Consider the following 12,206-nt stretch of genomic DNA (forward strand, 5'->3'; position numbering starts at 1 on the left):
AACCACTGCTGCTATGGCTACCGCAAGGTAAAGCTCAGCGCATCGACTTGCCGGGAGCAAGCGACGCGCTGTGACAGTTGACCAACCGTAAAAATTACTTCCAGACGGCGCCTCCGAACTGGACCGTTGCGTCCTTGATAGAGATACCTGACAGATCGCAGTGATTCTTGTTGCCGGTTACGGCTGCCTGGATTGTTCGAGCACTCTTTACGGGCGCTTTGATTACGCAGTATGCGTTGAAGCGCGTTGGCAGACCTTTGATCGTATTGTCTAAGTTGCCGTTCGGAAGGCAGTTGACGCTAGCGCCTGTCATCTTGCCTGCCTGGGTAACATCCTCACCAGAGAAGTCGCAAGTTTTGCCAGTCGGTGTTCCCGCTGCACCGGCCGGACCCGATAAGGTCACGCCACGAATCACGACTCCAGTTGTCACCGGATCGGTCGCGTGGACAGGTGAAGCCGAAAGCATGGCCAGAGTGGCAGCAAAGGCGGCATGAAATATATAGTTCGTATTCATGGCAATCACTCCTGATGGTGGGACGTGAGATTTTCCGCCCCGGTGGTTGACGGTGTACCTTGTGGCACACGCAATTCGGCTGAGCCGAAATCAAGCTCATGTCGCCAGACGATCTTTTTGCCGATAGGTCGGCAAAAAGATCACGACGACATGTCAGTTGGTATCGCTGACCTCGAAGGTGCCGTCGCCGTTAAAGTGAACGGTGATTACCTTGCTGCCGGAGGTGAAATCGCAGCGCGCCGCGTACACCGTATCGTAATGGACAGGCTGACCGACCTCGGCGGCGCCTGGTCGAACGTAGAACACTGGAACTGGCGATATTTCGAGCTCTATATTAGGTGGCGGCGCGATAAAGGACGACAGCACAATGACGCCATTCTGATCGAGCATCGCGTTGCCGCAGAGGAGATCGTCGACGTGTTCGGCGGCGAAAGGCGGAACTTGAAGACCAAACGCGCCTGTGCGTAACCCGGTTCGGTGCGTTGCAGCCGAAAGCCCCAAGGGATCCACAGTTAGGATCACGTGATTAGCTGGCTCGTCCTGCTCACGGGCGGATGCGAGGCTAACTGGCTGTAATGCGTTAACACGACTGATGATTTCGCCACCGGAAACAGAAGGGGTACCAAGCCTGTAGCCACCCATCGACCGGGCGTGTCGCGTCGCACCAACCCTGATGCTGCGATCCAGCGCGATGATAAGCTGCGCACCTGACTTTTCTTGCGTCGCAAGCAAGCCGGTCGCCAGACAATTGCTCCAGACCCTTGGTTCTGCCAAGCCGACGAAGCTCGCTTGTTCCTGAAAAACGAAGAAGGTCATATCTGTGGCTGACCCATTTTCGATAACAATCGTTGAATAGGTGGGCATGTCGACAACTCCAACTCACATTGGGGAGATCAGGCCGCTCCGCGCACCACGCAGCGGCCTGGAACGCAGAATTCGGCTTATGCTACGGCCCAATCCCCATTGTTGCTGAGTGTGACATTCAGTTCCGGCTTTCCGCCTGTGAAATCGCAAAGCGCTGCCGTCTGACTAGCCTGTGAGAAGTTCATGACGGTTCCAGGGGTATATGAGCCAGTTGCGACATAGAATTTCAGGATTGGTTGGCAATCGACATGGTTATTCGGTTTCGCGATAACAAAATTGGACATCACGACACCCTGATCGACAACCTCTATCGCCGAACCGACGTTATAGATCGCTGGAGGCGAGAAAGACGGTGTGTTGATGCGGTATGCTCCGCCTTGCACACCGGGTTCATTGACGGGAGTAGTCAGGCCCAGCGGGGTGTATGTGGCGATCACAGAATCATTCGTGACTTTGCCGTCGGTCGCGATATCGATCGCTTGGATGGCGGACGCATATCCGGACGAATGTCCAATTTGCGGCGTGGTGTGCGCTTGTTGGATGCCAGCGTAGAACTGCATATTGATCTGGAATGTCAGGCTTCCGCCCGTCGTCGTACGGTTTCCAAGAAGTCCCGACCAGAGCGAATTGGTGTAAACCTGCGGCCCTCCCACATAGATGGCTGGCTCCTGGAAAACGTAAAACATCATTGCATCTGACTCTTGGTTTTCGATATTGATTGTGAGCAATGTAGACATTTTGGCACCTCTTTTTCAGACTGCGAGCCGATATGGCGGTTACTCGGGTTGTGGACCAAAAGCGTAGTAACTTCTGCGCCCAAAAAGACGATGCGCGAAATGCACCGGCACCACAATTTAAGATTGTTACACAGTGCGTAAAAGTTGTACCGTTTTTACGGTACACGTGAATCTCCCGCCTCATCTAAAGCCTTCACGAGATTTAGAAGGATGGCACGCACCTTGGGCGTGTGCCGACGCAAGAGTGAGATGTGCTGGAGTTCTGATTGTTCGAACTGGATCCCGCGGTGCCAGTCGAGCGTGCCCCGTTCAAGTAGGAGCCAATCCAGCGAAACGTCGAGTTTCTCTGCCAAAAGGCAGATATGATCCAGGGAAATGTGTCCTCCATTCTGCCAACGAGAGACAGCCGCCACAGACACGTCAAGTTCTGTCGCCAGCGCCTGAACTTTGCTAAAACGTTTCTCTTTCATGGCACGCCGGATTCTGAGACCGCGATTGTGATTATCCTGCATTTAGTCCTCCCTGCTCGTTACAACGGCAAGAAGAACCAAACGAGTGCAGTCGCCGTTCAAATACAAAAGGGAGTTGTGTTTATCGTTCATCCATCCGCGGTGGGTCTTTGCCCCACCCGGGCACACTTGAGCAAAACAAGGTGGAAACGGCTCCGCATGACTCGCTTACTTCAGCACGACAAGCGTCCGGCTCCGTTTCGCATCTGCCAGCATCGCAACGGCGCTTCCAATTGACCGACATGAGGCCGCTGGAGCTTGTGATCGCTGTAACTCTGGGGACCAGCCTTCAGCCTCGGAAACGATCGAAGGCCGTCAGCCGCTTGATCGGAGGGTCGGCATCCGGATAGCGGTAGATTTCGGTTCGCAGGTAAGAGAGCTCCTCGTCTAGCGCCTGCTCATCGACTTCGACCCACCAGGATTTCGGACGGCCGTCGCGTCCGTCATACCAGCGATAGCCTCTCGCTTTCAGGTGGTCCTTCAGGTCAAAGGAGCTATTCTCGGCAAAGACCCGGACACGCGACCGTTGGCTTGCTTCGTAGAGTTCCGCGAACGCGGTGGAGGCCATTCCATCATTGTCCCTTGCCAGAACTTCCAGAAGCGCGAAACAATCGTCGACGGCGCGTTGACCCTCGTGGAAGAAGCCCGCCTGCCCGATCAGATAACCAAGCTTGGTGCCTTCATATCCCCGTAAGGACCAATCGATCTCAGCATTCGAGCAGGCCCAGGCCTTGCCCGCAAACATCTGAGACAACATCTCGCAGAATGGACGGTCGAAACCGGCATTGTGGGCGATCACCAAATCCGCGGGTTCGATCAGCGTCCGGACGGCTTCCATATCGATCGATTGACCTGTAACCAACGCGTCGGTGATGCCGGTGAGCCTCGTGATGTCAGTGGGAATGGACACGCTTGGCTGCTGAAGCCCGCCATAGATCCCGGTCACGTCACCGATGTTGCCCGTGGCATCGAAGGTGAACGCGATCAAACCAATCTCGATGATCTCGCGAGCACCTTCGATTAAACTTTTAGGCCACCGCCTATACCTTGCGATCTTCTGAGCGCAGCATGGCTTGAGCGGACTTTGAATCGCAATCGAAAGCCTGCCTGTTTCCGCCGGTGCCATCCGGGCAGTGTTATGCTAAGACTTTGGGACCGGTTGTCCACGAGACGTGTAAGGCATTGGTCCGGTATCGCGCATCGACATCCGGTTGCCGCCGAGATCTAGATGTGGCTGCGATGCGGTGCCGAACCTAATCGAAGCGGCACAGCGGACCCTGCCATGCGATAATGGCGCAAACGACTGGCGAGCCTGACATTGCAACCGAAGGAATTGCTGAACACGTGAAGACAGTCCAGCCACTCATTCTGACCGCACACATCGCTCAGCACGATCTCGAACCGTTCGAGCGCCTACGACAGCAACATTTCCCATCCGATCGCAACTTTCTAAGCGCGCATCTGACGATGTTTCATCGGCTGCCGGGGGAATATACCAAGCGTATCACAGAGAGCATCGAAGTTGTTGTTCAGAGAAATGGACCGATCGCCGCAGAGGTCTTCAGCGTTCGTCATCTCGGTAACGGCGTCGCCTATTCAATCGAAAGCCCGCAGTTCCTGGTCGTCCACACCGAGCTGCGAGCGGCATTCATGCCGTGGCTGGGCGGGCAGGACATGCAGAAATGGCGGCCGCACATCACGGTCCAGAACAAGGTTTCGCGACAGACCGCCGACGCGCTCCACCGAAGGCTTGCCGACGACTTCCAACCCGTCGTCATCAGCATCACAGGGCTGGATCTCTGGCGGTACCTTGGCGGACCTTGGGAGCACCAGAGGACGACGCTTTTCCCGACTTGGAGCCACCCACCTGATCTGTCGTGATCAATCACCTTCGCCGCCGACCCAACAGCTTCCCCGACATCAGGGTTCGGTCAAGGTTGCGCCTCGACAGCGTAACGGTAAGGCAATCAAGAGTACGGATAGCGTCCGTGACTTTCCATTGTCCGCTCTTGACGGGGTCGAACCTACGACCCCGCGGTTGTTCGCGCCGATCTCATACGAATTCTTAGAGACGTCAGAGACTTAGAAATTACAGTCCTCACCTCTCGATCGCCAGTCCCTTGCCACCCGATTGAGAATGGCCAGTCATCTAGCTCACAACTGACAGATCTGACGACCCCTCACAGAAATTGGATGGAAATGGATGAGAAAATGGAATTTCTAAATACGGCGCCCGTCCGGATCACGCCTGAGCGTCTGTCCGGCCTCCAGCGTGTCGCCACGATCGAAAGCGTCGGTTCCTCCACCGTATCGAAGGGGCACGCCTCACCGACCGAGAGGTCGAAAAGCTGCTGGCAAATATTCGCCTGGGGTCGTTTGCGACACGTGACGAGCAAGAGATTGCCGGCTAGCAGAGATTCGGCGCTTGTTGGCTAGCCTTTTTTATCACTCCCATCAGCCTCATTTGAAATTAGCTCAAGCTGCCGGTTGAAATCAGCCGGATCGAAATAGTCCCGCCAGACAGTGATGAAACCGGCTTCGATTGTTACTGTGCCCATGACCGGTAGTGTAATCGTGCCGCCGCCTATGTGCGTGAAGATATCGACCCGCTCGTTGAGCACAACGTTTCCAAAAGCGGCGATATTGGTGACCTTCCAGTCGACTGTGAAAGGTTCCAACGCCAAAATCCCGGTGGAACTTGCGAACGTTTTCCCGGCCGACAATATCTGGAAACGGTACGTTGTCGTAGAGCACGTTGTCCGCCAGCATTGCGAGCGCATCGTCGATGCGATTGGCGGTCCAATGATTGAAGAATGTGGTTGCTATATCGACTGGGTCTAAGGACATGGTCTTGTCTCCGGGGCTTTGCGTTCAGGCGAACTTGACAAAGTTGTTCGCGGGAAGCGGCCCGCCGGGAAATTGGGTGAGCCTGCCTCCGACAGCGATCGGTCCAAGGTCGATGCCGGCAAAGCCAAGCTTTGTCATCAAGGCTGCGACCTCGGCCTTCGCCTTGGCATCGTCACCCGAATAGAAGAGGACACGGTCTCCGCCTTCAGCATGCGGATCGGCGGAGATTAGAGTGGCCTGAAGGTGGTTAAACGCCTTCACAACCCTGGCACCGGGCACGAGGTCAGCAAAGATCTCCGTCGACAACCGGCCGTTCAGTTCGGCCGGCTTGAACAGCGGCGCCTCGATCGGATTGTTGGCATCGATGACGATCCGTCCGTTCCAGTTTGGCAATCTGGACAGCGCGGCGGGCAGTTTTGACCACGGTACGGCAACGAGCACGATATCGGCCTGCGCCGCCGCCTCGATGGAGACTGCCAAAATGTGAGGAGCCAGTTCCGTGACGAGACCAGACAGGCTTTCCGGGCCGCGACTGTTGGCAATCATTGCCGCAGTACCGTTGCGGGCAAGCGCTCTTGCGAAAGCGGAACCGATATTGCCGGCGCCGATGATACCGATGGTGGTCATGATTCTTCTCCTCGATGGTTGGTTCAGGTTCAGGCGGATTGGCCGCCATCGACATTCAGCGTGGCACCGGTGATATAGCCGGCGTCAGGCCCTGCAAGAAACGCCACGGCAGCGGCGATGTCTTCCGGCTGGCCATAGCGACCGAGCGCTGCGAGCTTGTTCAGCGTTTCCGCAAACGGCCCGTCTTGGGGATTCATATCGGTGTTGATCGCACCCGGCTGGATGATGTTAACCGTGATGTTGCGTGGCCCGAGGTCGCGAGACCATCCGCGCGTATAGGCAGCGACCGCGGCCTTGGTGGCGACGTAGTCCGCAGCGCCTGCGAAGGGAACGTGGACCGCGCCTGTTGTCCCGATCGAGACGATCCGGCCACCGTCGCTCATCAGCGGAACGGCCGCGCGAACGGCCGCGACGACGCCCTTGACGTTGATGTCGATCTGGCGATCGAAAGCTGCGAGATCTGCCTCAGGATCGCCAACCATGCCGGTGACGAAGACACCCGCCGAATTGACCAGGATGTCCAGCCGCCCAAGGAATGCGTGTGCCTTTCGGACAAGTGCTGCGACCTCCGAGGGAACACCCTGGTCAGCCTTGATGGCAAGCGCGCGGCGTCCGGCGGCCTCGATCTCCCTGACGATGCCGTCGGCGCTGGAGGCCGAGGCAGCGTAGCTGAACACCACGTCGGCGCCGTCACTGGCAAGACGCCGCACGATGGCTGCGCCAATACCGCGCGATCCGCCGGTCACAAGAGCCACCTTACCGGCCAGTGGTTGCTTTGCTTCTTTCATTGTCTTCACTCCATACGTTGTTCGATCGGAGGAAGATGGCCCGATTATTCCGCTTTGATTAGAGGGTAATACGAGATATCAGTTTCAAGCATATCTTGAAGGTGGCGTTATGGAAACTCTTGCAAACCTGGAATCCTTCGTCCGAAGCGCCGAACTCGCAAGCTTCTCGGCGGCCGCACGCCGGCTCGGCCTGACTCCCGCAGCCGTGAGCCGCAATGTTGCCGCGCTGGAGGCGAGCCCTGAAACTTCGCCTGTTTCACCGCAGCACGCGCAGCCTGAACCTCACAGAGGCCGGCGAACGGTTCCTGCTGTCCATCAGGGATCATCTGGAAAATCTTCAGGGCGCCATCGCAGATATCTCTCAATCTGACGGGGAGCCCGCAGGCGCTCTAAAGATCAGCATGGGACCGACATTCGGGATCGGATATATTCTGCCCATGCTGCCCGAGTTCATGCGACAATACCCGCTGATCCGCCCCGAATGGATGTTCGAGAACCGGCAGGTCGACCTGATCGCAGAAGGATATGACGCGGCAATCGGCGGTGGTTTTGAGCTCGCGCAAGGAATCGTCGCTCGGACGCTTGCTCCCGCCCATCTCATTGCCGTGGCTTCGCCCGATTATCTGCGGGGCCGTCCCCTCCCCGCTTCGCCCGCAGACCTTTCAGCCCTGGATGGCATCGCGATGCGATCCCTGCGCACCGGCCGGATCCCCCAAAGGCTGATGAGAAATGCGTCCGGAGAGGAACAGGCCGTCTTGCTCAAAGAGACCATCGTCGTGAATGATCCGGCAGCAATGCGGGCCGCGTCGCTGTTGGGACTGGGCGTTACGTTGATCGTCAAAGCGGATGCCCTTCCCCATCTCGAAAGCGGGGAACTCGTGCGGCTGTTGCCGTCATGGTGGTCGATGCGGGGCCGATATCGATCTACTACGCGAGCAGAAATCTCATCCCTTTGAAGACGAGGGTTTTCGTCGATTACGTGGTCGAGGTGTTCCAGCGTGAGCGCTATCCGGAACGGTTTGCAGGAAGCCTGGGATAGACGCGAATTGCCTTCGCCTTGATGAGATTTGAACAAGGAGCCAGAAAGAATATCTTATTGTATCAATAAATTAATTAGGGATAAGCGACATAGCGAACTTTCGGCAGCCCACGGAAGTGGGACGTCGGCTAAGGGTATTAAACTCCACCGCGCCCAAGCGGGAGCGTGCAAGCTCCATGTCGCGATCTGACCCTTTCAAGCTCACCGGAAAGATCGGTCAGGCAATCAGCACCAAAGCGCGCCCGTTAGTCCTGAGCTGAATCTTGTCGCAAACGCCGATCATACCGATGCCAAGCACGGCGCAACAGTATGCGCCTCAGACGAGCTGGGATAGCCAGCCAAGACCATCGACGGTCGATTGGCGCGGACTATATTCGCAACCTAGGAACCCATTGTATCCCCCCTTCACTAACCCGTCCCGAACTGTTCCGAAGTCGATCGTACCGGTTCCGGGCTCGTGGCGACCGGGATGATCCGCGATGTGAACGTGGCCGATCAGCTCGGCGTTCTTCTCGATCTCCACAAGCGGATCGAGACCGCTGTTCACGCAATGAAAGACGTCCAGCAGCAAGCGGATATTGTCGCGTCCGGTCGCCTCAATCGCTTTCACACCAATGTCCGGCAAGTCGACGAAATAGTCCGCAACGGCACCGGCGCTCATTGCCTCAACGAGGATGGTGATGTCGCGTTCGGCTGCGCGGTCGGCTGCCCAACTCAGGTTGTCGATGTAGCAATCCCAGTGCTCGGCCGTGCGTAAGGACTTGGGCAGGACGCCGGCCATCGCATGAACCTTCTTGACGCCGATGGTCTGCGCATAGTCGAGGCCGACCCCGACGCTGTCGCGAAACTCGCTGCGGCGGTCGGGAAAGATCGCAAGCCCCTTCTCGCCCCGCGTGGCCTCGCCGGAATAAAGCCCGAACTGGACATAGGGAAGGTCGATCTCTTCCAGCCATTCGGCCATGCGGGCTGCGGGGACATGGTAGGGAGACGGGTGTTCCACCGCCGAGAAGCCGTGCCGTTTCGCGGCCCGGAAACGATCGAAATACGTGAGGTCGGTAAAGAGATAGCCCAGATGAGCGCTGTAACCGAAGACGTGCGGCATCCTATTTCCTATCGATTAAATAAGGTCGTAAAGTTGGCCTTCGTAGCTTAGCCTTCTTCCTGGAAGGCAATTTCACGCTTCCTACGCAGGGCTGGCGCGATCATGAGTGCGAGGAGAGCAACGGCAAGCAACAACATCGTGGCGCTGATTGGCCTAGTCACAAAAACCGTGGGATCTCCCCTCGAAAGCATCATTGCACGGCGCAAGAACTCCTCCATCATCGGCCCGAGGATGAGCGCAAGAAGCAGCGGCGCCGGTTCGGCGCCGATCTTCTTGAAAATGTATCCAAGCAAGCCGAAGCCAGCCATCAGGTACACATCGAAGCTGGCATTGTTGACCGTGAAGACACCGATCGTGCTGAACAGGATGATGGCGGGAAACAGGTAACGATACGGGATGGAAATCATCTTCACCCACAGCCCCACCAGGGGCAGATTGAGGACGATAAGCATCAGGTTACCGCACCACATCGACGCGATCAGACCCCAGAATAGCTTCGGCTGCTCAACCATCACACTGGGTCCGGGCTGAATTCCCTGGATCATAAGCGCCCCGATCATCAGAGCCATGACCGGGTTCGACGGAATTCCGAGAGTCAACATCGGGATGAACGAGGTCTGCGCGCCAGCATTGTTGGCCGCCTCAGGCGCTGCGACACCCTCGATCGCGCCATGCCCGAACTGAGCCGAGTGCTTCGAAATCTTCTTCTCGAGAGCATAGGCACCGAATGACGACAGAACAGCACCGCCGCCGGGGAGAATTCCAAGGACGGAACCAAGGGCCGTCCCACGGAGGGTCGGGCCGATGATCCGCCCCCAGTCCTCCCTCGTCGGGAAAAGACCTGTGACTTTCGTCGCCAGTGTGGAGCGACTGGTCTCGTCTTCCAGGTTAGCGATGATTTCCCCGATACCGAATAGGCCCATGGCGATGGTGACAAAGCCAATCCCATCGGCAAGCTGCGGGACATCAAATGTGAAGCGAGCTATGCCGGAATTGATGTCGGTCCCGAACATGCCGAGAACTAGACCCACCAGGATCATGCCGATGGCATTCAACAGCGAACCACTTGCCAGAACGACCGAAGCAATCAGACCGAGGACCATGAGCGAGAAATATTCGGCCGGGCCGAAAGCGAGGGCAGCACCAGCAAGCAGAGGGGCTGCAATGGCGATAATCAGGGTGGCGATTGTCCCGGCAATGAATGACGAAATCGCAGCGGTCGCTAACGCACGCCCGGCCTTCCCCTGCCTTGCCATCTGGTATCCGTCAATCGCCGTCACCACCGAAGAGGATTCCCCCGGAAGGTTGACCAGGATCGCCGTCGTCGAGCCGCCATACTGAGCGCCGTAGAAAATACCGGCCAGCATGATGAGAGCGGAATCGGAGCCGAGGCCATAGGTCAGCGGCAGGAGCATGGCGATGGTGGGTACGGGACCCAGTCCTGGCAACACGCCGATCGCGGTGCCCAGAAGCACGCCGATGAGGCAGTAGAAGAGGTTCATCGGATCCAGCGCAACGTGGAGACCGAGAGTGAGATTGGCGATAACGTCCATGGGGAGCTGATCCTCAGAAATTCGGCAGGAGCGGCTGAAGCCAGGTGCCAATCAAGGGTATCGGAACATTGAGCAGTTCGATGAACACCACCGAGCAGACACAGACAAGGGTAAGCGCGCCAAGAACAGGCCGTGACGCCAGCTTGAATTCGCGGCTGCCCATCGCTGCCGTCATCACGGTCAGCAACATCGCCAGAGGTCCGCCAAGCGGTTCGACCGCCAATCCGAAAATGGCGACGGAGCCGATAATCGCCGCAACCGGCCGCATCGCTATTTTGCCGACGGCATCGCCTTCCACCACGAACGACTTGACGACCGAGGCAAGCCCGACCAGCGCCAGAAGACCGGTCAGCAGAACCGGAAAAAAGCCGGGGCCCATGCGCGTCGCAGTTCCGAAATTGTAGTTTTTCGCGATGAACAGTCCGACGAGTCCCACGACCAGAAAGATCGAACCCGTCCAGAAATCCTTAGGCGCCTTCATCAAGGCTTACTCCCGGCAGTGTGTTGGCGGCAAACGGATGCGCTGGTGACCGGCCTTGTCGAAGGCCCGGTCGGAGGCATGGACTATCCTTACTGATCTTTCCAGGGATTTTTGGCCCACATATCTTTCAGGCGGGCGTCGATGCCCAGCACGGACTGCTTGTACTCGTCTCCGTACAGACCGCGAATTGGAGCCTTGAATTTTGTGGCTGCAGCCTTGAACTCCGGGTCATCCAAGGCGGCTCTGAAGGCGGCAGAGAGTTTGGTCAGCAGATCGGCTGGGAGACCGGGGGGCGCCACAATCCCACGCTGAGCGCCGACCGTGAAGGCATAGCCACCCTCGCGGAACGTCTGTACGTCTGGCATGGACGGACTACGGTTGTCGCCGGATTGGGCAAGAACGCGGACCGTCCCATCGGCGAGCGGCTGGATGAATTCGCTCACGTTCAGAACCGCGACATCGATATGACCGCCCTGAAGCGCCGTGCTGACCGGTGCAGACCCATTAAACGGGATCACATTGAACTTCACACCGGCAGCCTGCTGAAGCTCAAGCACCACCAAATGATCGTCGCCGCCAACCCCCGTGTGCCCGATCGAGATAGATTCCGGAGCTGCTTTCGCGCGTGCGATAAGGTCCGCGAGGTCCTTGATGTCGGAGGTTGGAGACACCGCGATCGCGCCTGGGTCGTCCATCACGTTGGCGATATAGACAAACTCATCGATCTTGTAGCGAACCGGGCGATCGAACGGGATTGTCATCATGGCCGGTGACGTTACGCCGCAAAGCGTGTAGCCGTCCGGTTTGGCGGTAAAGACGTATTCCATACCGATCTGACTGCCGGCACCCGCACGGTTCTCGATCACGATATTGGAACCGGGAAGATGCTTCTGGACATAAGGCACGACAAGGCGTGCCATCTGGTCCACGCCGCCGCCTGGCGGAAACGGTACGACAAACATAATGGGTTGGGCGGTGGGCCACTCAGCAGCAAAAGCCGGCTTGCTTACAATAGTCGATACCGCGGCAGCTGCGCCGACGGCCATAAAATGTCTACGATTGATCATTGGTCCCTCCTCCTTGAATCCGGCTCTATAATGTGTGTGTCTTATGTCGCCGAGACGCCAAAAACCGTTGAAGTAAGA

At 57.4% G+C, this 12,206-nt stretch carries 12 protein-coding genes and 3 pseudogenes; 3 read left to right on the top strand and 12 right to left on the bottom strand.

Translation table 11 applies throughout. The features are described 5' to 3' along the window. Nucleotides 1–94: 94 nt before the first annotated feature. From V6582_RS00125 to V6582_RS00145, 5 genes are all read right to left on the bottom strand, one after another. Nucleotides 95–514 (bottom strand): protein rhiC, encoded by a 420-nt coding sequence (locus tag V6582_RS00125; RefSeq protein WP_234889851.1) that lies wholly within the window; start codon nt 512–514, stop codon nt 95–97. A gap of 153 nt (nt 515–667) precedes the next feature. Beyond that, nucleotides 668–1,378: a hypothetical protein gene (locus tag V6582_RS00130; protein ID WP_156634484.1), complete on the bottom strand. Its 711-nt coding sequence runs from the start codon at nt 1,376–1,378 to the stop codon at nt 668–670. Between the two features lie 77 nt (nt 1,379–1,455). Next, complete coding sequence (locus V6582_RS00135) at nt 1,456–2,115, bottom strand: hypothetical protein (RefSeq protein WP_156634483.1); 660 nt, start codon at nt 2,113–2,115, stop codon at nt 1,456–1,458. A gap of 155 nt (nt 2,116–2,270) precedes the next feature. Further along, entirely contained in the window at nt 2,271–2,627 is a 357-nt protein-coding gene (locus tag V6582_RS00140; RefSeq protein WP_156634482.1) for a helix-turn-helix domain-containing protein, read from the bottom strand. A gap of 286 nt (nt 2,628–2,913) precedes the next feature. Beyond that, nucleotides 2,914–3,750 carry a 3'-5' exonuclease gene (locus V6582_RS00145; protein ID WP_156634481.1) on the bottom strand — a complete coding sequence of 279 codons (837 nt, stop codon included), beginning with the start codon at nt 3,748–3,750 and terminating at the stop codon, nt 2,914–2,916. A gap of 164 nt (nt 3,751–3,914) precedes the next feature. Between V6582_RS00145 and V6582_RS00150 the strand changes: the two genes are divergently transcribed. Continuing rightward, nucleotides 3,915–4,505: a 2'-5' RNA ligase family protein gene (locus tag V6582_RS00150; RefSeq protein WP_156634480.1), complete on the top strand. Its 591-nt coding sequence runs from the start codon at nt 3,915–3,917 to the stop codon at nt 4,503–4,505. Nucleotides 4,506–4,817: 312 nt separating this feature from the next. Continuing rightward, nucleotides 4,818–5,032: pseudogene (locus V6582_RS00155) on the top strand (Fic family protein); the annotation flags it as partial. 24 nt (nt 5,033–5,056) lie between these two features. Here V6582_RS00155 and V6582_RS00160 read toward each other — a convergent pair. The 3 genes and pseudogenes from V6582_RS00160 to V6582_RS00170 form a co-directional block, all read right to left on the bottom strand. Then, nucleotides 5,057–5,471, bottom strand: a pseudogene (locus V6582_RS00160) (limonene-1,2-epoxide hydrolase family protein). 24 nt (nt 5,472–5,495) lie between these two features. Further along, nucleotides 5,496–6,125: an NADPH-dependent F420 reductase gene (locus tag V6582_RS00165; protein WP_272950808.1), complete on the bottom strand. Its 630-nt coding sequence runs from the start codon at nt 6,123–6,125 to the stop codon at nt 5,496–5,498. Between the two features lie 2 nt (nt 6,126–6,127). Next, a complete protein-coding gene (locus V6582_RS00170) occupies nt 6,128–6,886 on the bottom strand; it encodes an SDR family oxidoreductase (RefSeq protein ID WP_156634478.1) in 759 nt (252 codons plus the stop codon). A 109-nt stretch (nt 6,887–6,995) separates the two neighbouring features. Here V6582_RS00170 and V6582_RS00175 point away from each other — a divergent pair. After that, nucleotides 6,996–7,925 (top strand): annotated as a pseudogene (locus tag V6582_RS00175) (LysR substrate-binding domain-containing protein). A 316-nt stretch (nt 7,926–8,241) separates the two neighbouring features. On the opposite strand, the gene V6582_RS00180 reads toward V6582_RS00175, so the two are convergent. The 4 genes from V6582_RS00180 to V6582_RS00195 all read right to left on the bottom strand — a co-directional run bounded on the left by V6582_RS00180 (nt 8,242) and on the right by V6582_RS00195 (nt 12,128). Further along, a complete protein-coding gene (locus V6582_RS00180; RefSeq protein ID WP_156634477.1) occupies nt 8,242–9,027 on the bottom strand; it encodes a hydroxypyruvate isomerase family protein in 786 nt (261 codons plus the stop codon). Nucleotides 9,028–9,074: 47 nt separating this feature from the next. Next, on the bottom strand, nt 9,075–10,580 hold the full coding sequence (locus tag V6582_RS00185) for a tripartite tricarboxylate transporter permease (protein ID WP_156634476.1): 1,506 nt from the start codon (nt 10,578–10,580) through the stop codon (nt 9,075–9,077). Between the two features lie 13 nt (nt 10,581–10,593). Continuing rightward, entirely contained in the window at nt 10,594–11,061 is a 468-nt protein-coding gene (locus V6582_RS00190; RefSeq protein ID WP_156634475.1) for a tripartite tricarboxylate transporter TctB family protein, read from the bottom strand. 89 nt (nt 11,062–11,150) lie between these two features. Next, nucleotides 11,151–12,128 (bottom strand): Bug family tripartite tricarboxylate transporter substrate binding protein, encoded by a 978-nt coding sequence (locus tag V6582_RS00195; RefSeq protein ID WP_197434494.1) that lies wholly within the window; start codon nt 12,126–12,128, stop codon nt 11,151–11,153. Nucleotides 12,129–12,206 lie beyond the last annotated feature (78 nt).

The sequence above is a fragment of the Agrobacterium vitis genome (assembly GCF_037039395.1).
In the GTDB taxonomy this organism is placed as follows: Bacteria; Pseudomonadota; Alphaproteobacteria; order Rhizobiales; family Rhizobiaceae; genus Allorhizobium; species Allorhizobium vitis_E.